The following is an 18,740-nucleotide window of genomic DNA, read 5'->3' on the forward strand; positions in this document are numbered from 1 at the left end:
TCGTATTTTTATTTTTTTTTAAGATAACGCTAGTACAGTCTCAGGGAGTGTATAGAGCCGAGCGTGAAAAAATACATGATATAATTCACACTAAATTAAAAGTTGATTTTAATTTTAAAGAGAAAACATTAAATGGTGAAGAATGGGTTACTTTAAAACCTCATTTTTATGATACTGATAGATTAATTTTAGATGCCAAAGCAATGATTATTCATTCTGTAATGTTGAATGATAAAAAATTAAGTTATAATTATGATAATTATAAGTTAATTATTGATTTGCAACGCATGTATAAACGTGATGAAAAATTTACTGTTTATATAAAATATACAGCACAACCAGAAAAAGTTAAACAAAAAGGAAGCGCTGCGATTACATCAGCAAAAGGGTTGTATTTTATAAATCCAACTGGTTTGGATAAAAATAAGCCTACACAGATTTGGACACAAGGAGAAACTGAAGCAAGTAGTTGTTGGTTTCCAACCATTGATGCTCCGAATCAAAAAACTTCACAAGAAATTTATATAACTGTTCCTGAAAAGTTTGTTACACTATCCAATGGTAAATTAGAAAAACAGACAAAAAATAGTAATGGTACTAGAACAGATTATTGGAATTTTACACAAAAACATGCTCCTTATTTATTTTTTATGGGGGTAGGGGAATATGAGGTTGTTAAGGATTCATATAAAAACATTCCAGTTAATTATTATGTAGAAAAAAAATACGCCCCATTTGCAAAACAGATTTTTGGAAATACACCAGAAATGCTGGCTTTTTTCTCAAAAGTTACAGGAATTGAATATCCTTGGAATAAATATGCTCAAATTATAGGAAGAGACTACGTAAGTGGAGCTATGGAAAATACAACAGCTGTAATTCATGGTGAGCAAGCATATCAAATGCCAGGGCAATTAATTGATGAGAATACACATGAAAATACGATTGCTCATGAAGCTTTTCATCATTGGTTTGGAAATTTAGTAACTGCAGAAAGTTGGAGTAATTTAACAGTAAATGAAAGTTTTGCAAACTATAGTGAATATTTATGGCTGGCTCATAAATATGGTAAGAATGAAGCAGAAGCTCATTTATTAGAGGATAGAGAGGCGTATAAAAATGGACAAAATTTTGATAAACATTTAGTGCGTTTTAACTATGATAGTAGAGAAGATATGTTTGATGCTGTTAGTTATAATAAAGGAGGGTCAATTTTACATATGTTAAAAAATTATTTAGGGAACGATGCTTTTTTTGAAGGGTTGAATAAATATTTATCACAAAATAAATACAAAACTGCAGAAGTACATCAATTACGTTTAGCTTTTGAAGAAGTTAGCGGAAAAGATTTGAATTGGTTTTTTAATCAATGGTATTTTAATAGTGGACATCCAAAATTAAACATATCTTATGATTATAATAAATTACGTAAAACAGTAACTATTAATATTATCCAAGATCAAGCCAATGAGTTTAAATTCCCTTTAGCAATTGATATTTTTGAAGGAAGTAAAAAAACGCGTCATCAGGTTTTTGTTACTGGTAAAGATGCCTCTTTTACCTTTCCATTTATAAAGCATCCTAACCTGATACAGATTAATTCTGATGGTGTTTTATTATGCGATATCATAGAGAATAAAATTTTAAGCGATTATATTCATCAGTTAAAATATGCTGAAAATTATGCTCATAAAAAGGAAGCTTTATTAGAGGTATCTAAAAGGCAAGATGATAAAAAAGCATTCAGAGCAATAGCAAATGCAATGAACGATGATTTTTATAAGATTAGGATTCTAGCTTTAGAGAATATTAATTTAATTAATAAATATTCAAAGAAAGCAGTAATAAACAAGATTAAACAAATAGCAATGCAAGACACTAAAACATTAGTGCAAGCGGCTGCTATAGAAACGTTAGGTAAATTAACTGATCTAGAATTAAAGCCCGCCTTTGAAAAAGGATTACAGAGTAAATCATATGCAGTTTTAGGAAAGTCATTAGTGGCAATGTATTATGTTGATAAGCAACTAGCAATACAAAAATCAAAAACATTACCATTAGAAGTCAAAAAGATAATAGCAACTCCTTTAACACGTATATATTTAGAAGAAAATGATGAAGATGAATTAAATTTTATTGCAAGTAATGTAATGTCGGGCATGTTTTTGAGTCAAAATAAAAAGATTCAATCATTATATAAAAAAGCATATGATAAAATAGCTAAGAGTAATAACTTTAATGCAATACAAAATTTATCAAATGATATTGTAGTAAAAGGAATACAGTATAAACAATATAGTTTTGATAAGGTAGGAGTTAATTTATTACGTCAAATGGTTCAGATGCAGAAAAAAGAAAATCATACTAATAAGCATCAAAATATAGAGGTTATTAAAACAGCAATGGCTAAATTATTAGAGTAATTAAAGTTGTGATTTTATAAAAATGAGTATTTGAATCTGAAAAAATTAATAAAATAAAAGTTAATAAATGAAAGGTTTAAAATTAGTTGTAGCATTTTTAGTATTGGCAGTTTTCTTTAGTTTTAAAGAAAAAGCTCCTAAAAAGGTAATTAAAGAAACTCAAAAATTAGAAGTAGCATATTTTGCTAGTGGTTGTTTTTGGTGTGTTGAGGCAGTATTTGAAAGTGTAAAGGGAGTAGAAGAAGCAGTTTCTGGTTATTCAGGAGGTTTTACTAAAAATCCAACATATCAAAAGATAGGAACAGGTAGAACTGGACATGCAGAAGCGGTGGCTGTTTATTACAATCCTAAAAAAGTAAGTTTTAAAACTTTAGTAACTGTTTTTTATGGTTCTCATAATCCAACAACCGTTAATGGACAACATCCTGATTATGGATCACAGTATAGGTCTATTGCTTTTTATAAAAATCAAGGTGAAAAGGAAATAATAGAAAACGCAATTAAAAAATTAAACAAAGAGGTTTATAATGGTAAAATAGCTACCGAAGTAACAAAATTTAAGAAGTTTTATAAGGCTGAAGAATACCATCAAAATTATGAACGATTACATCCTGAAAATTCTTATGTAAAGAACGTTTCTATACCAAGGTTAAATCGATTTAAAAGAAAATTTCCTCATTTATTAAAATAATACCTAAAAGTAAATCATAAAAAACAGCCATTACAAATATATTTGTAATGGCTGTTTTTTAATAATGAATAAAATAGTATTATTTTTTTCTATACCAATAAGCAGTTCTACCAAGTAAAGAAAAGCCAATGTACCCTCTAATTTTAAGCTTGTTTTTATCTTCTAGTTTAATGTAACATTTGTATTCTTTTCCATTTTTTGGGTCTAGAATTTTCCCACCATTCCATTCTTTTCCATCCTTTTTTAAACCAGATAAAATATTCATGCCTAAAATAGCTTTGTTTTTTTGTTTACCAGTACATTTATCACAGACTGCAGTTTGCCTGTTTTGATCAGTAATTTCAATGATTTTAGCATATGCTTTTCCATCTTTTTGATAAACCTCAATAACACTATCTACCTTGTTTGTTTCTTCATCTCTATTTTCCCATTTACCAAAAATAGATTGAGCATTAATGTTTGTGAATATTAAGGTTAAAATAAAAGTAAGAAGTAATTTTTTCATTTTTATATGTTTATTATAAGTGTTATGCAAATACTATACCTTAAAAGGGTTGTAGTTTTTTATGTTTTATTTAATTTTTCATTAGTAATAGTAATGAGCAGATAAAAGCTATGAATTCAAAAAAAATTCTACTCCAATGCCAATTCCCCCATTTTATTAACTCTTTTTGAAGTTTTTTATTATCTATACTTCTTTCTGAAAAACTCTTATTAGTTTTTCGAAAATACAAAAAATAGGTTAGAAAAAAAGCTATTGTAGAAAAGCCCATTACTCCTAATAAAAGATTGTTTTTATTTGTTTGACAAAAAATATGAACAATAATAGTAATTAAAGGAACAAATACTGCTGCGATAGTTAATGGAGCAAAAAAATGATGAATTTTTTTACCATAGACTTTATGCAATTCAAAGAAGTCATTTTCTTTCAAATTTTTCCAGTAGGGAACTAAAAGAAAGGCTTCTGCAATTTGAGCTCCTAGAAAGATGCCTAATATTCCACTAGATAATAATAGAAGTACTACCATCATTTAAGATTTTTGATTTTTAAATTTCTATAAAAAATATGTGTTTTAAAATTAATGAGTTTTGTTTGAGTTACACTTAAATAATATTTATTAAGATTAGTAGGTGATAAATACTTCATATTAGTAATTGTTTTTAAATTTATGATAGAACAAAATTCGACCACCTTTTTATCTATTTCAATTACATATGTACATAAATCACAATTGAAGGATTTTTTTTCTAATCCTACTTAATTGAGTTGCAGATATTCCTAAATATGAAGCAATATAATATTGAGGAATTAAAGCTTCAAGAGAAGGGAATTCTTTTCTTAGAATTAAGTATCGCTTATCAGCGTCAAGCAGAGCCATTTCTATTTCTTTTTTTTCTTTTTCTAAAAAATAAAGTTCCGCTATTTTTCTACCCAACCGTTCTATTTCATGGAAGTCGTTGTATAACCCTTCAATTCTTTCATAATCTGCTACGAGAATCTTGCAATCAGTTAATGCTTGTTGGGCAATAGTATTTGGTTGCTTGAGAAGTAATGATGTGTAAGCACCAATTATAGAAGGCCCAATAAAAAATTGTTTATTATATTCTTTTCCTTTTTCATTAAAAAAAAATGCTCGTACAATCCCTTCTTGTAAGAAGCCAATTTTACGAGCATACTCTCCCTCACGAACAAAAAAATCCTTTTTTTGTAATTGAAGTGGAGTAAAACATTTCTCTAGTTCTCGAAATACATTTTCATTTAGGTAACTAATATTGTTTATATACTCTTTAAGTTTATTCATTTTAAGTGATTACTTTAAAAAGTACCCTTAATCATACTGGGCATCAAAATTGTCGTCCCATTTTTTTTGTACTCTCATTACCTGTTCAATAATGTCTCTAGCACAACCTTCACCACCTTTTTTATCTGAAATATATTTAGCTACTTGCTGAATTTCTCTAGCACCATCACTAGGGCTACATGGCATTCCTACAAGTTTCATAACAGGATAATCAGGAATGTCATCACCCATGTATAGCACATTTTCAGATTTCAAATGGTATTTATTAACCAATTCGTTGTACTGTTCAGTTTTATTATGAGCACCTAAGTAAATATCAGTAATACCAAGATTTGATAACCTGGTTCTAACACCTTCATTTTTTCCTCCAGAAATAATACAAACTCTAAAACCAGCCTTTACTGCTGCTTTTAAAGCATAGCCATCTTTTATATTCATATTTCTAATTAATTGCCCATCAGGCATAACGGTAACAATTCCATTAGTTAACACTCCGTCAACATCAAAAATTAATGTATCAATTTGAGGTAGTATTTCTTTATAACTTTTTTCCATTTATAATTGACTCTGTTAATATTGTATAAATTTCTTGTTGTTTATTAGTAAGCAAATCTAAGTGATTTTTTATTGTTTTGGTATCATTTCTTTTAGCTGGCCCTGTTTGGGCATCTTCAGGAGAAAGCGATTGAATTTTTAAAGCTGTTTCTTTAATTAATGGATATAAAACTTCAAAAGGAACATCATATTTACTACAAATGTCATTACCTATTGTATATAAGTGGTTAACAAAATTATTTACAAATACAGCTGCTACATGTAAATGCTTTCTTTGTTCAGAATTTATGAAATATATTTTTTTACCTATAGATAAAGCTAGTGTTTCTAAAGTTTTTAAATCGTCTTTATTTTCAGCTTCTAGGCAAAAAGGAATAGTATCAAAATCTACTTTTTTATCTTTTGAAAAACTTTGCAATAAATAAAAAACACCTTTTCTTCCACTGTTATTCAATGAGTTTATAGAAACACTTCCTGATGTATGTACAACTAAACCTTTTGTTTTTATTTTTGAAGAAATTGTACCAATGGCATTATCAGAAACTGCAATAATGTATATATCAGCTTCTTTTAATAACTCTATATTATTTGTTATAGAAACATGGTTTTTTAAGTGAGTTATTTTTGTTATATTTCTAGCATATACTTGAATTAATTGAATATCAGTTTTTGGTAGTAAAATATCTATTAAATGGCTAGCAACATTTCCAGCTCCAAGAATAACAACTTTAATCATAAAAGCGAAGATATTGATTTTATCTAAAGACCTTTGTTATTTTTTTTGCATATTTGCCATATGATTGTTTAAGTTTTACTTCGTACATACCTATTTAAAATAGAACCTTGTAAATACAAGGTTTATAATATTACGTTTAATACTATATTAAAATGACTGAAAACAATCAAACTTCAAAACAGAATATATTTTCACTTTTTAAAGATGCTGTACTAGGAAGACAGCAAGATTTTACACAAGGAAGTATTAAAAAAGCAGTTTTTATGTTAGCTATCCCTATGATACTTGAAATGCTAATGGAATCTATTTTTGCTTTAGTAGATATTATTTATGTATCAAGAGTAAGTGTAAACGCAGTAGCTACCGTTGGTCTTACAGAATCGGTATTAACACTAGTTTATGCAGTAGCAATAGGTTTAAGTATGGCAGCAACTGCTTTAATAGCAAGAAGAACTGGAGAAAAAGATAGTGTAGGGGCAAATCAAACTGCTGTTCAAGTTATTTTTTTAGGTATAGGAATATCTATATTAATTAGTATTTTAGGAATTGTATACCCAAAAGAAATTTTAGCTTTAATGGGAGGTGAACCAAATTTAATAGAAGAAGGTTTTGGTTATACTAGAGTATTATTAGGTGGGAATATTACAGTGATGTTACTTTTTTTAATTAATGCCATATTTAGAGGAGCTGGGAATGCTTCTATTGCTATGTGGACGTTGATTTTATCTAATGGGTTAAATATAATTTTAGATCCTATTTTTATTTTTGGATTAGGGCCTATACCTGCTTATGGAGTTGAAGGAGCTGCAATTGCTACTACAATTGGAAGGGGAGTAGCAGTAATAACTCAACTGTTAATTTTATTTTATGGAAAGGGAAAAATAAAATTAGTTATAAAAGATTTAGTATTAAATATAGCTTTAATTTTTAATATTATAAAAGTTTCACTTGGAGGTATTGGTCAATTTATTATAGGAACTTCAAGTTGGGTGTTTTTGATGAGAATAATGTCGGAATTTGGTAGTGAAGTGTTAGCAGGATATACCATTGCTATTAGGATCATGATGTTTACATTAATGCCAGCTTGGGGAATGAGTAATGCAGCTGCAACATTAGTAGGGCAAAATTTAGGAGCTAATAAACCTGATAGAGCTGAAAAATCAGTTTGGATTACGAGTAAATATTGTGCTTATTTTATGGGAATTGTATCTGTAGTGTATATACTTTTTGCATCTACTTTTTTAGAGTGGTTTTCTAATAATCCTGAAGTAGTTAGCAATGGGGCTTTATGTTTACAAGTAATAGCAGCTGGTTATATTGCTTATGCTTATGGTATGGTAGTAATTCAATCTTTTAATGGTTCAGGAGATACAAAAACACCAACATTAATAAATTTTGTTTGTTTCTGGTTGTTTCAACTTCCATTTGCTTATTTAATGGCAATTACATTTGATTTTGGCCCTCAAGGGGTATTTTGGGCAATTACATTGGCTGAGGTTTTAATAGCAATTATAGGTATATTACTTTTCAAAAAAGGAAAATGGAAAACAGTGAAGGTATAAAGTAGTTTTTGTAACTTTAGCTACTAAAGTTTTTCAAATGAATAAAAATACTAATTTAGGAATAAATACAATTTGTACACATGTAGGTGAATTAAAGGATGAACAGTTTAAAGGAGCTATTTCACCCTTATATATGTCTACCTCATATCTGTTTGATAGTGTTGATGTAAAGAGGTATCCAAGATATTTTAACACTCCAAATCAAGAAGCCTTATGTAAAAAAATAGCTGCCTTAGAAAAAACTGATGACGCCTTAATTTTTGGATCAGGTATGGCTGCAGTTAGCACTAGTTTATTAGCTTTTTTAAAACAAGGAGATCATGTAGTTTTACAAGAAACATTGTATGGGGGTACTTATAATTTTGTGGTAGAAGAGTTTGATAAGTTTGGAATAGAGTATTCATTTACTAAAAGTTTAGCGATTAAAGATTTTGAAAGAGAAATAAAAAGTAATACTCGTGTAATTTTTATAGAAACCCCTTCTAATCCGCTATTAAAAATTGTAGATATGAATGAAGTTTCTCTTTTAGCAAAGAAACATGGAATTATTACGATGATTGATAATACGTTTGCATCTCCTGTAAATCAAACTCCAATAGATTTTGGGATTGATATTATGATACATTCTGCAACAAAGTATATGGGAGGGCACTCTGATATTTTAGCAGGGGCAGTGGCAGCTTCAGAAGAACATGTGAAAAGAATATGGAATATAGCAAAAAACTTAGGAGGTAGTTTAAGTGATTTTACAGTTTGGATGTTAGAGCGTAGTTTAAAAACTTTAAACTTACGTGTAAAAAGACAAAGTAAGAATGCACTTAAAATGGCAAAGTATTTAGAGAAAAATAAATATATAGATACTGTATATTATCCTGGATTAAAATCACATGAAAACTATAAATTGGCAAAGGCTCAAATGAAATATTTTGGAGGTATGCTGTCTTTTGAATTAATAAAAGAAATAGACACGATGAAATTTCAACGTAATTTACAGTTAATAAAACCGTCTATGAGTTTAGCAGGAGTAGAAAGTACTGTATTAAGCCCAGCACAAACATCTCATGCTTTGCTTTCAAAAGAAGAGAGAGACAGTCAAGGAATAAAAGATGGATTAATTCGTTTTTCTGTGGGAATAGAAGAAACAGAAGATTTAATAGAAGATATAGAACAAGCTTTATATAATACAATAAAATGAAATTAGACATATTAGCATTTGGAGCACACCCAGATGATGTAGAATTAGGCTGCAGTGCAACTATAGCCAAAGAAATTTCTTTAGGTAAAAAAGTAGGAATAGTTGATTTAACTCGTGGAGAATTGGGAACTAGAGGTTCTGCAGAAATAAGAGATCAAGAAGCTGCAAATGCTGCAAAAATTTTAGGAGTATCTGTTAGAGAGAATTTAAAGTTTGCTGATGGTTTTTTTACGAATGATAAAGAACATCAGTTAGAAGTGATTAAAATGATTAGGAAATATCAACCGGAGATTGTTTTATGCAATGCTGTTGATGATAGGCATATTGATCACCCAAAAGGAAGCAAGTTAGTATCTGATGCTTGTTTTTTAAGTGGACTATTAAAAATAGAAACAACTATTGAAGGAGTAAACCAAGATAAATGGAGACCAAAACAAGTGTATCATTATATACAATGGAAAAATATAGAACCAGACTTTGTAATTGATGTATCTGGTTATATGGATAAGAAAATTGATGCTGTATTGGCATACTCTTCTCAGTTTTATGATCCTAAAAGTACAGAGCCTGAAACACCAATAACAAGTGAAAATTTCACAGATAGTATTAATTACAGGGCAAGAGACCTAGGAAGGTTAATTGGAGTTGATTTTGCAGAAGGCTTTACATCAGAACGTTACGTTGCTGCTGAAAATTTAAGTAAATTTATTTAAAAAAAAGTTTTGTAGATATCAGAAACAGTCTTATATTTGCACTCGCAATTCAAATGGTGGTTGTAGCTCAGTTGGTTAGAGCATCGGTTTGTGGTACCGAGGGTCGCGGGTTCGAATCCCGTCTTCCACCCAGAAATAGAGTCCCTGTATTTACAGGGACTTTTTTGTTTTTTACAATCCTGCAAGATTTACATTTTAAACAAACGTGCCAGCAAACGTACCAAAAAATGTAAGTAAAAAATGAAGAAAATTATTTCACTTTCAAGTGGCTGCTCGGTCACTTATCCAATCATAACTCCTAAAAATTGGAAAACTGGTGTTAAAGAATAAGAATACAAAGCATTATCCATTATTTTAGAGATAGATCGTTTGTTTGATAGAATCAATGAAACTTGGAAGATTATTGATTATTACTTAGAACATAAGGTAATACCAAAAATCAAAGAAACTGATTACAGTAAACTATCACCTATTGAACTATTAAACAAACAAAAAAATGATTAAGGTCTTCTATAACAAGACAAAATCAACGAAAAGAAAAACTTCAAAATGATTTTCCTAAAGTTATTCAAAATAGCAACATTCTTAATCTAGAACGAAATATTACAAAATGTGAGCAAAAGGTGATGCAATTGAATACTAATATTTTTCAAGCATCATTATTAATTGATTAATTTTATTTTAATATAATTGTTTAGAGCTTTATTTTTTTTAACATTTTATTAATTTTAAATTTGTATTAATGGAAAAAGAAATAATTGAAGCAAAGGAATTTGTTAAAATACTAAAAGGTGATTACCTTAATTCGGAACACGTTTACTCAAAGTTTTATAATTCTGTTTATTATGATGAAACTAATGATGACATTAGTTTTATTGAATTGAGTGATTTAAAAATAAAGGGAGTTATTGATATTGAAAATATTATTTTTAATTATCACATAACGTTTTACGATTTAGAGATTGATAAATTAATAGTTAATGGAGTTGAGTTTTATAATAACTTTATAATCAACGATAGTACTTTTAACAAAATAATAATAAGTAGGTCTTCTTTTAAATCATTGGTTTTTAATGAATGTGATATTGATACCTTGAGTTTCATTGATAATAGAAAAAGCGAGTTAATTGAATTCATGAGTTCAAAGTTAAATTTAGCTTCTTTTTATGGAGGCTATTTTAATAAAATATCAATTTTTGATTCTATAATTAAAAATAAATTAATTTTAGATAATTCAAAAAGAGAGCTCTTTTCATTTATAGGTATTTTAGACATATACAAAAGTCAAACAACACATTTACTAATCCAAGATATATATTTAAATTCTTTAACTACAAATCAATTAACAATAGATGACTCGATGTTAATTAACTCTGTGTATCTTTTTTCTTTAGAATTTGATAATTTAAAAAACAATGGAAATATTCATATATCAGGGATTACCTTTTTAAAACACTCGAAATTTGTAGAAAATATAAGTATTAAAGAGTATTTTAAAAGAAAACAATTTTCTGAAGAGGATATAAAGTCAATTTTAAAATATCATAAAAAAAGGTATAGAGAGTCTTTATCACTTGAAGATTTTATGTATTTATTACCTAGAATTGAAAATAAATTATTGAAACTTAGTCGTTATATTGATTTTGAAGATTTTTTTATTGAAAAATTAAGTGAATTATCTTTTTTGTCAATTATTGATTGTGATTTTGGAAATACAAGATTTTCAAATTTAAATTTAGAAGAAATTAATAGAATTTCAATTTCTTCTAAATTATCCTCAATATCTACTTATAACACTATATTTCCACCTAATAAATTTGATGGTAAGAATATTGAACTATATGAAGTTTTCAATGACTTATATTCAGTAGCAAAAAATAAAAATAATAAAAGAGAAGAGGTATTATATTATAGAAAAGCACAGGATAGTTTACTTAAATCATTTAATCCAAAAACTGAACTCGTTAAAAATTTTAATGATATAACAAGCCTTGCTATATCAAATTTATATAGTGCTTATGGGACCTCTTGGTTAAGGTCATTTTTTATAGTTACACCTATAATTGCTTTTATATTTTTTTTGGTTATGTTATTAACGTCGAACTATGATTTAGCTTTTTCAACAGATGGATTTAGTGATAACATAGCTAATTTTTTTAAATTTTTAAATCCAACACACAGATTGAATTTTATGGATACAGAGTTTTATAATTATTCTAATAATACTTGGTTTATAATATTTGATTTACTTGGACGAATATTTGTTGGTATTGGTATATTTGAAACAATTAAGTCATTTAGAAAATATTCTAGAAAGTAAACTAGTCCTAATTTATCTAGTTTGACAACTATCATTTTTATACTATTAAAAATGATATGTCAAATAAATTACCTAGAATAAATGTTGAGATACTTTTTTTTGATAAAGTATGGGCTTATTATAAAAGCGCTGGTAAAATATAACTAACTCCTAAATAAGAGGAGAAAAAAGAACGTTGGTTACTATTATTTACACTTCGCACTAAATTCCATTCACGTTTACAGGCAATAAAAGCTTATATCGAGATACTAAAAGATGGTGTGTTAAATGGAAATGTTTGGAGATATTGGTATAGTAGCCAATGGTTAAGTGGTGTTGAGTATGAGCAAAGGTTCTAATCAATTAGTTACAAAATTTACATAAATCGTTGCACATACAGGTCATAAAGATCAAGGGATAGTATCATTGGGAGCTAATAATGATTTTTAGCAAAAAAGAAAAGAAGTAACCATAAAGAATACTTCTTTTCTAATAACTAACCAAACGAATTTCAAAAATGAAATTCAAAACTACACTATAAAAATAGTATAAGATTAGTGTTGTTAATTAGTGTTTTAGATGAAGCGAAAATAAGTTACGGTAAGTGGTAAGGTTTTGTCTATGTGTTTATAAAATAGATAGTTATTTTTTGTGCAATTTACCTTAGTAAATGAGTAATAGATGAGAAATTGTATTGTACGAGTAAACTGTGTTATTAGAAATATATGAAGAAATGAATAAAAATATATATTGAATAAAAACAAGTAGAACGAAAAAGAAAAGAAGTAGTCCCCCCGGATAACTTCTTTTTCTTGTCCGTTCTATGTTAAAAATATATAGCTAAAAATATTCTTTTAGCCGAACCAAAATAACGGACAATATATTAAAATATGAATACTTAAAATCCCTGAATTCTATCTAATGGAAAACCATTAGTTAATTACGTAAAAAGTTAATAGATAAAAGAAAAGAAGTAGTCCCCCACGGAATACTTCTTTTACTTAACCAAACTATTACTAAAAATGAAAAATTAAATTTTTAAACTATACAGTAAATATACTTTATGATAAAAATAAATTAATTGAATATTTGATGAAGTAAGTATAAGTATCGATAAAAGGAATGTTTTTAAAGTTAAAATGAAAAAAGGACTAATTAAGTGCTTTTACAAAGTTCTAGTTAATTGTTAAACATCTTATAAAGGGAGAGGATTTTTTATCTACCATTTTTTTGAGATATGACTACGGAATTTAATGTATGCTAAAACAATTTTTTAATAGTATTTAACTAGGTTTATGATGTAGTTTACATTGTTTAAAGTAAAATACTTTTTATAGTTTGTTATTGTAGTGATGTATTGGTAAACAATGTTTCTAATAATATTGAATGAGCTATAATATTATAAAAAAGAAAGCTAGTTTAAAATAAACTAGCTTACCGTTCTTTATTAAGGATCCCCTTATAAATCCTGAATAATATGAAGTAAAATTAAGTAAAAAGCTAATAATAAAGAATAAGGGATTGCCCTTGAAATTTTACTAGGGTAAACCATTAAGTTGTCAGGGTAAACCATTAGTGGAGTATTTAATGGTAAAATAAAATTGAAACAAGTAAAGATAAAAAAAACGAACACTAAGTTCGCTTTAATAAAATATGGTTATTCACATTGACGTAAATTACATCCTAAAGCTCCTTTTCTAGCACAAGGAGGGCAGTATATAACTCCACCGTTAATTGTTTTTTGTTCTGCCTTATTTAAAGCTGTTCCTAAAGTTGAAATGTTTTTTAGCATTATAAAATAATTTAAATTAATTTTTTAAAGTTAATTTCTTTAAAATCAAATGTGAATATTTAAACTATAAACATAGTAAGGATAAACCTTACTTTTCGGGCTAAATACTATCAAGAGAGCAATTAATCATTATGGGGAATTTATTTAAAAAAAGTATTAATAAAAAATACCCACCATTATAGTGGGCATTATAAGGGGATGTTAAAATAAAAATAGATATTATTTATCATCCCATTACAAAAATGTAATACCTAAATATACAAAATTAAATTTAAATAAGAGAAAAAGTAGTATAAAAAAATGCTGGCCTATTCAAAATGTTAGACCAGCATAAGTTAAAACCGTCCCCACGGATCTAAAAAATCTTTTTTATAATATACAAAATTAAATTTAAATAATTGAGTTAGATAATCAATTTATCTAGTGGTTATTAAATAATAACTAGGAGTTTTAGAAACATCCTAAACCTTATTAGATATTAGCTTTTTTTCTTTTATATAACCCCAAATTAAACTAGCACCACAAATAAAACCAATAATACTAGTACTTGTTTCGTTGCCTGAAATAACATGATAACCGCAAAAGATTAAACCTAAAATACCGATAAATAGTAAAAAATAATTAGCTTTCATATAACTTATGTTTTAATAATAAGTAGCTAAAAATAATTTTTTGTTACAAAAAAAATAATATGAGTAAAATTTATAGTGAATATTTTGGTGTAAAATAATATTTAAATAAAAAAATAAGCTTCCGAAGAAGCTTATTTGTGTTAATCTCATAAAACTTCTTTACCCCTAAATTTATTTTATGAAGTTGTATAACAGTTTAAAATAAGTTAACCCTAAAAAAAATCTAAAAAAATAAGTAATCACTTTCAGAATGCTTTGTTTTAGATCTAATCAATTTATTTCAAAAATAACTTAAGATTGAAGTAAGTATACAGTTTAGTTTTTATTTAGTAGTAAAGTATATAAATTTAAAAAAGCTCCCGAGGGAGCTTTGCTTTATTAACTACATAAAATTAGATTTATATTCTTAAAACCTTTTATGAATAAGTAGAACAATTAAAGTTTAATATACCCTAATAATAACTGTACGAGTATTTGAAATGTACAGTTATAAAAAAGTGAACCGAAAGTTTACTTACATTTTATAAACAAACAGAGTCCATAGGTAAAGCACATAATATTCCCCATTCTCCACCACATCTTAAACATTCCTCTTTTGTAGTTGGCCAAAAACCACCGTTAATTGTTTTTTGATCTGATTTTTTTAAGATAGAACCTAATTTTGATACATTTTTAAACATAATTAAATAATTTAAAGTTAATTTCTTAAAAATAGTTTCTTAAAAATTAAAAGAATAAAAATGAACCTTACAATAAGTAATGCTAAACCTTACTTTTTTCTCTACAAAAAAAAATATTTATTAATAAAGTAAATAGTAACTTTAGATAAAATTTTAAGAAACTTAAATTAAGTTATAAAGCGTATATGACACAAGAATTATATCAAAATGCAATCAAATTTGCTGGAGAAAAACACTGTAATCAAAAAGTGCCAGGAACTAATTCTAATTATCTTTTACATCTTTCAAATGTAGCGATGGAAATATTAGTTGCTTATAATTTTAAAAGTAATTTTGATATTAATTATGCAATTCAAGTAGCTTTGCTTCATGATACGATTGAGGATACAGATACTAAATTTGAAGAATTAAAGGATAAATTTGGAGAGTCAATAGCAAATGCTGTTCAAGCGTTGAGTAAAAATGAAGATATAGCTTTAAAAGAAGATAGAATGCTTGATAGTTTAATGCGTATAAATAAGCAGGAAAAAGAAGTTGGAATGGTTAAGATTGCTGATAGAATAACAAATTTACAAAAACCACCAATACACTGGAGTAAAGAAAAAATAATTAAATATTGTGAAGAAGCCAAATTGATATCAATTACACTTAATAATAAAAATGATTATTTAAATAAAAGGTTAGAAAGTAAGATAAAGGAATATGAAAGTTTATTTAATAGTTTTTAATATTTAAAAAATATATACTTTCTTGTAAGTATGTAAACCAATGTTGTATTAGTAAATAATTAAAAATAACACCTATAATGAAAACTTCTTTTTTAGCTAAATGTTTTCCTGTACTTGAAAAAGAACTTTTGAATGAAGTTGAAGAACATTCAATTTTAAAAAGTTTTAAAGCAGGTGATTTTGTTGTTAAGCAAGGAAGGTTAATACGTTTTTTGCCTATAGTTTTAAGTGGTAATATTAAAGTGTTTAGTAATGAAGATTCTATACAGTTTCTTTTATATTATATTTCATCAGGAGAAACTTGTATTTATAGTTTTGCTCATATATCAAGTAAAGAACTAGCAGGGTTTTCAGCTATTGCAGAACTAGATAGTGAATTATTATTACTTCCAATTGATAAGGTTAATAAGTGGTTAAAAAAATATCCATCCTTTGGTAATCTAGTACTGTCTGATTATAAGAGACATTATAAAGATTTATTAAATACAACAAAACAAGTACTATGTTATAATTTAGAGGAAAGGTTATTAAATTATTTAAAAAATAAAGTACAAATTAAAGCATCGAATGTTTTAAGTGTTTCCCATCAAGAAGTTGCTGATGATTTAGGTACTTCAAGAGAGGTAATTACAAGGTTATTGAAAAAATTAAGTATTGCTAATAAAGTACTTCAAGAGGGAAGAAAAATAAAAGTTTTGTAAAGTGACAGAAGTCACTGTTTTTGGATATTATGAGTTATAGCTTTGTTTTATATTTAAAAATAAAATAATGTTAGATAAAACACAATTAATACCAGAAAACACGTTAATCACCAATTCACCTGAAGAAGGAAGAGCTTTAGCTGTAAAAATAGCAAGGTTAACTATTAAAATAACTCAACCTAATGCTGAGGTAAGAGATCAATTACGTCCAGTATATGCAAATGATGCCGCAATGTTAATAGCTATCGGTCAAACTGTAGCGTTAGAATTTTCTACTATATCTAAAGCAAATAATTATTGGAGATAATAAAAAATATTAGATTGATATTATATAATAAAAAGCAGCACTTATTGAGTGCTGTTTTTTGTAAAAATAAGTTTAATATAAAAGAAGAAGTACCCCTTCAAAAATACTTCTTCTTTCCAACTAATTTAAACTAACTAAAAATGAAATTACTTAAAACTTCATCATAAAGATACTTTAAAACAAAAGTTTAAATTAAAAAAAATAGTTGAATAGAACTTAACTGTAGATGAATGGTATTTAATAAAAAAGCTGGCCTATTAAATAATATAATAGACCAACAAACCTTAAGCCCGTCCCCACGGGTCTTAAAAACTATCGTTAAAGATAAAAACGTGTTTATCTTCTTTTTATTTGTAAGACTCTAAAAAAATAAAAAAGTCACATAAAGAACTCTATAGTAAGCTAAATAAATCAGAGTAAATTAAGAGGAGAGTTATTGTTGTTTTTATTAAAAGGTAGGATAACATGTTGCTTTAAAAAAAGAAAGGAGCTTATAAAGCTCCCTTCTAAACAATAATTAAAACCCTTCTAAAAATTTAACGATTATTGTTTTTAAAGAGTGCAAATATTGTATAAATCAAGAAATTTTAAAATAGGTAAAAACCCTGAATTTTTACTAAGGGTAAACCATTAGAAAACTCAGTGTTTTAGAGAGGTTTAGAAGGTTTTTTGATATTGTAAATAACTTAAAAATGTAAATATTAATAAAAATATTATTTTTTTATTATAAAGCTAATGAGTAAGATAAAAAACATAGAAATCGCTAATTATTTAATAGAAATAATTGTAATTTAGTAGTGTCTTGTAAAACAAAAAAACTCCTCTGAATATTTCTTTTCTGGTAACTATTTTTTTCTAAAAATTAAAAACTAACTTTTAAATTATATAACAATTATAACTTAATTCAGTAGAAAGCAATTTATGTATTAGATGAAGTACGTCTATGTTTATTTAAAAAATATTTTAGTGTAAGTAAAAAAGCAGGTTTTATCCTGCTTTTTTTAATATTATTAATTACCTACAAGACCACGAACGTGTAGATGGATTATATTTTGCTTTTAATGGATAAGGACAAAGTGGTGCTTTTCCTCCGTTAATTGATGTTTGTTCTGTTTTGTTTAAAGTAGTACCTAATTTTGAAATGTTTTTTAACATAGTATTAAATTTTATATTATTTAATAAGCAAGTTAAAATTGATTTTTGAAAAATAATCTGAAATATTTCCGAGTTCTATGAAATAACTTCTAGAGGTAACAAAAAAGAAAAATAACATTAAAATAACTAGCTAAAACTGTTTCATAACTTCACCAAAGAAGATAAGCTTATATAAATTTATATTCTTCAGGATTATTAGACATTTTGTTGTAGCAATAACGATCAATAGTTATTTCGAATTTAAGTTTAGGAAATTTAACATCATATTTATTTCCGTACGATTTGATAAGCTTTACTAATGTTGGTTTTGATTTCATAATTATAGATTTTATCCTTTTAAAATACTTTATAAAATCAATAAAATAATCAAAAATTAGATAATTACATGGAGAAGTTAAGGTGAGTTGTAAGTAGCTTTAGATATATAGATTGGTTATATATTCTTTTAAGAAAAGAAAGATAGTTAAAGTAAACTACAGGAGAACTTTTTAACCCCAGTAGTTTACTTTTATTTACATTATAATAAAATACAACCACCCCAAGAATAACATCTACAAGGTTCTCTTAATACATATCCATTAGGTAATGTTCTACAACAAGTTGAATTTCCACATTGAGTCCAATTACCACCATTAATAGATTTTTGTTCACTTTTGTTTAAAGTTGTTCCAAGATTTGAAATTTTTTTTAACATGATGTTTGTTTTAAGTTGTTTAAAATTAATGTTTTAAGATGTTTTTTTTGAAATAGTAACCTTACTAAAAGTAAG

At 26.7% G+C, this 18,740-nt stretch carries 20 protein-coding genes and 1 tRNA gene; 10 read left to right on the forward strand and 11 right to left on the reverse strand.

Annotated features, from left to right (window positions below; all coding sequences use genetic code 11):
- Positions 1–47 precede the first annotated feature (47 nt).
- Both DS884_RS00420 and msrA read left to right on the forward strand, forming a co-directional pair.
- Positions 48–2,423: a M1 family metallopeptidase gene (locus DS884_RS00420; RefSeq protein WP_233487082.1), complete on the forward strand. Its 2,376-nt coding sequence runs from the start codon at positions 48–50 to the stop codon at positions 2,421–2,423.
- A 67-nt stretch (positions 2,424–2,490) separates the two neighbouring features.
- Positions 2,491–3,114: a peptide-methionine (S)-S-oxide reductase MsrA gene (msrA, locus tag DS884_RS00425; protein WP_093870892.1), complete on the forward strand. Its 624-nt coding sequence runs from the start codon at positions 2,491–2,493 to the stop codon at positions 3,112–3,114.
- 79 nt (positions 3,115–3,193) lie between these two features.
- Here msrA and DS884_RS00430 read toward each other — a convergent pair whose 3' ends face one another.
- The 5 genes from DS884_RS00430 to DS884_RS00450 form a co-directional block, all read right to left on the reverse strand.
- Complete coding sequence (locus tag DS884_RS00430) at positions 3,194–3,619, reverse strand: DUF2147 domain-containing protein (RefSeq protein ID WP_093870893.1); 426 nt, start codon at positions 3,617–3,619, stop codon at positions 3,194–3,196.
- Between the two features lie 70 nt (positions 3,620–3,689).
- Positions 3,690–4,145, reverse strand: a complete 456-nt coding sequence (locus tag DS884_RS00435) for a DUF1772 domain-containing protein (RefSeq protein WP_113785359.1) — start codon at positions 4,143–4,145, stop codon at positions 3,690–3,692.
- Between the two features lie 195 nt (positions 4,146–4,340).
- Complete coding sequence (locus tag DS884_RS00440) at positions 4,341–4,916, reverse strand: Crp/Fnr family transcriptional regulator (protein ID WP_093870895.1); 576 nt, start codon at positions 4,914–4,916, stop codon at positions 4,341–4,343.
- A gap of 27 nt (positions 4,917–4,943) precedes the next feature.
- A complete protein-coding gene (locus DS884_RS00445; protein WP_093870896.1) occupies positions 4,944–5,471 on the reverse strand; it encodes a KdsC family phosphatase in 528 nt (175 codons plus the stop codon).
- On the reverse strand, positions 5,455–6,207 hold the full coding sequence (locus DS884_RS00450) for a Rossmann-like and DUF2520 domain-containing protein (protein ID WP_113785360.1): 753 nt from the start codon (positions 6,205–6,207) through the stop codon (positions 5,455–5,457). The genes DS884_RS00445 and DS884_RS00450 overlap by 17 nt, the downstream gene beginning before the upstream one ends.
- Positions 6,208–6,359: 152 nt before the next feature.
- Here DS884_RS00450 and DS884_RS00455 point away from each other — a divergent pair, with 152 nt between their 5' ends.
- The 5 genes from DS884_RS00455 to DS884_RS00475 all read left to right on the forward strand — a co-directional run bounded on the left by DS884_RS00455 (position 6,360) and on the right by DS884_RS00475 (position 11,997).
- Entirely contained in the window at positions 6,360–7,769 is a 1,410-nt protein-coding gene (locus DS884_RS00455; RefSeq protein ID WP_113785361.1) for an MATE family efflux transporter, read from the forward strand.
- Between the two features lie 37 nt (positions 7,770–7,806).
- Positions 7,807–8,964 carry a trans-sulfuration enzyme family protein gene (locus DS884_RS00460; RefSeq protein WP_113785362.1) on the forward strand — a complete coding sequence of 386 codons (1,158 nt, stop codon included), beginning with the start codon at positions 7,807–7,809 and terminating at the stop codon, positions 8,962–8,964.
- Entirely contained in the window at positions 8,961–9,677 is a 717-nt protein-coding gene (bshB1, locus tag DS884_RS00465) for a bacillithiol biosynthesis deacetylase BshB1 (protein WP_113785363.1), read from the forward strand. The genes DS884_RS00460 and bshB1 overlap by 4 nt, the downstream gene beginning before the upstream one ends.
- A gap of 55 nt (positions 9,678–9,732) precedes the next feature.
- A tRNA-His gene (locus DS884_RS00470) sits at positions 9,733–9,808 on the forward strand.
- Positions 9,809–10,419: 611 nt separating this feature from the next.
- Positions 10,420–11,997, forward strand: coding sequence for a hypothetical protein (locus DS884_RS00475; protein WP_113785364.1), 1,578 nt, complete (start codon positions 10,420–10,422; stop codon positions 11,995–11,997).
- Between the two features lie 1,636 nt (positions 11,998–13,633).
- On the opposite strand, the gene DS884_RS18695 is transcribed toward DS884_RS00475, so the two are convergent.
- The 3 genes from DS884_RS18695 to DS884_RS18545 all read right to left on the reverse strand — a co-directional run bounded on the left by DS884_RS18695 (position 13,634) and on the right by DS884_RS18545 (position 15,080).
- Positions 13,634–13,768, reverse strand: coding sequence for a hypothetical protein (locus DS884_RS18695; RefSeq protein WP_255405196.1), 135 nt, complete (start codon positions 13,766–13,768; stop codon positions 13,634–13,636).
- A 461-nt stretch (positions 13,769–14,229) separates the two neighbouring features.
- A complete protein-coding gene (locus DS884_RS18340; RefSeq protein ID WP_158530799.1) occupies positions 14,230–14,400 on the reverse strand; it encodes a hypothetical protein in 171 nt (56 codons plus the stop codon).
- Between the two features lie 521 nt (positions 14,401–14,921).
- Positions 14,922–15,080, reverse strand: coding sequence for a hypothetical protein (locus DS884_RS18545; protein WP_176974402.1), 159 nt, complete (start codon positions 15,078–15,080; stop codon positions 14,922–14,924).
- Between the two features lie 185 nt (positions 15,081–15,265).
- Here DS884_RS18545 and DS884_RS00480 point away from each other — a divergent pair, with 185 nt between their 5' ends.
- The 3 genes from DS884_RS00480 to DS884_RS00490 all read left to right on the forward strand — a co-directional run bounded on the left by DS884_RS00480 (position 15,266) and on the right by DS884_RS00490 (position 16,816).
- A complete protein-coding gene (locus tag DS884_RS00480) occupies positions 15,266–15,808 on the forward strand; it encodes an HD domain-containing protein (protein ID WP_093870904.1) in 543 nt (180 codons plus the stop codon).
- A 77-nt stretch (positions 15,809–15,885) separates the two neighbouring features.
- Complete coding sequence (locus DS884_RS00485) at positions 15,886–16,509, forward strand: Crp/Fnr family transcriptional regulator (RefSeq protein ID WP_093870905.1); 624 nt, start codon at positions 15,886–15,888, stop codon at positions 16,507–16,509.
- 67 nt (positions 16,510–16,576) lie between these two features.
- Complete coding sequence (locus DS884_RS00490) at positions 16,577–16,816, forward strand: hexameric tyrosine-coordinated heme protein (RefSeq protein WP_093870906.1); 240 nt, start codon at positions 16,577–16,579, stop codon at positions 16,814–16,816.
- 1,014 nt (positions 16,817–17,830) lie between these two features.
- On the opposite strand, the gene DS884_RS18345 is transcribed toward DS884_RS00490, so the two are convergent.
- The 3 genes from DS884_RS18345 to DS884_RS18355 form a co-directional block, all read right to left on the reverse strand.
- Entirely contained in the window at positions 17,831–17,971 is a 141-nt protein-coding gene (locus DS884_RS18345) for a hypothetical protein (RefSeq protein ID WP_158530800.1), read from the reverse strand.
- 167 nt (positions 17,972–18,138) lie between these two features.
- The gene (locus DS884_RS18350; RefSeq protein WP_158530801.1) at positions 18,139–18,288 is read right to left on the reverse strand and encodes a hypothetical protein; all 150 of its coding nucleotides are present in this window, start codon (positions 18,286–18,288) and stop codon (positions 18,139–18,141) included.
- 200 nt (positions 18,289–18,488) lie between these two features.
- Positions 18,489–18,665 carry a hypothetical protein gene (locus tag DS884_RS18355; protein WP_158530802.1) on the reverse strand — a complete coding sequence of 59 codons (177 nt, stop codon included), beginning with the start codon at positions 18,663–18,665 and terminating at the stop codon, positions 18,489–18,491.
- Positions 18,666–18,740: the final 75 nt, after the last annotated feature.

It is taken from the genome of Tenacibaculum sp. E3R01 (assembly GCF_003318185.1).
Classification (GTDB): Bacteria; Bacteroidota; Bacteroidia; order Flavobacteriales; family Flavobacteriaceae; genus Polaribacter; species Polaribacter halocynthiae.

Coding starts and splice junctions, on each gene's coding strand:
- DS884_RS00490 (WP_093870906.1), top strand. CDS start 16,577: ATGTTAGATAAAACACAATTAATACCAGAAAACACGTTAATCACCAAT.
- msrA (WP_093870892.1), top strand. CDS start 2,491: ATGAAAGGTTTAAAATTAGTTGTAGCATTTTTAGTATTGGCAGTTTTC.
- DS884_RS00450 (WP_113785360.1), bottom strand. CDS start 6,207: ATGATTAAAGTTGTTATTCTTGGAGCTGGAAATGTTGCTAGCCATTTA.
- DS884_RS18695 (WP_255405196.1), bottom strand. CDS start 13,768: ATGCTAAAAAACATTTCAACTTTAGGAACAGCTTTAAATAAGGCAGAA.
- bshB1 (WP_113785363.1), top strand. CDS start 8,961: ATGAAATTAGACATATTAGCATTTGGAGCACACCCAGATGATGTAGAA.
- DS884_RS18545 (WP_176974402.1), bottom strand. CDS start 15,080: ATGTTTAAAAATGTATCAAAATTAGGTTCTATCTTAAAAAAATCAGAT.
- DS884_RS00475 (WP_113785364.1), top strand. CDS start 10,420: ATGGAAAAAGAAATAATTGAAGCAAAGGAATTTGTTAAAATACTAAAA.
- DS884_RS00485 (WP_093870905.1), top strand. CDS start 15,886: ATGAAAACTTCTTTTTTAGCTAAATGTTTTCCTGTACTTGAAAAAGAA.
- DS884_RS18340 (WP_158530799.1), bottom strand. CDS start 14,400: ATGAAAGCTAATTATTTTTTACTATTTATCGGTATTTTAGGTTTAATC.
- DS884_RS00435 (WP_113785359.1), bottom strand. CDS start 4,145: ATGATGGTAGTACTTCTATTATTATCTAGTGGAATATTAGGCATCTTT.
- DS884_RS00440 (WP_093870895.1), bottom strand. CDS start 4,916: ATGAATAAACTTAAAGAGTATATAAACAATATTAGTTACCTAAATGAA.
- DS884_RS18345 (WP_158530800.1), bottom strand. CDS start 17,971: ATGTTAAAAAACATTTCAAAATTAGGTACTACTTTAAACAAAACAGAA.
- DS884_RS00480 (WP_093870904.1), top strand. CDS start 15,266: ATGACACAAGAATTATATCAAAATGCAATCAAATTTGCTGGAGAAAAA.
- DS884_RS00455 (WP_113785361.1), top strand. CDS start 6,360: ATGACTGAAAACAATCAAACTTCAAAACAGAATATATTTTCACTTTTT.
- DS884_RS00445 (WP_093870896.1), bottom strand. CDS start 5,471: ATGGAAAAAAGTTATAAAGAAATACTACCTCAAATTGATACATTAATT.
- DS884_RS18355 (WP_158530802.1), bottom strand. CDS start 18,665: ATGTTAAAAAAAATTTCAAATCTTGGAACAACTTTAAACAAAAGTGAA.
- DS884_RS18350 (WP_158530801.1), bottom strand. CDS start 18,288: ATGAAATCAAAACCAACATTAGTAAAGCTTATCAAATCGTACGGAAAT.
- DS884_RS00460 (WP_113785362.1), top strand. CDS start 7,807: ATGAATAAAAATACTAATTTAGGAATAAATACAATTTGTACACATGTA.
- DS884_RS00430 (WP_093870893.1), bottom strand. CDS start 3,619: ATGAAAAAATTACTTCTTACTTTTATTTTAACCTTAATATTCACAAAC.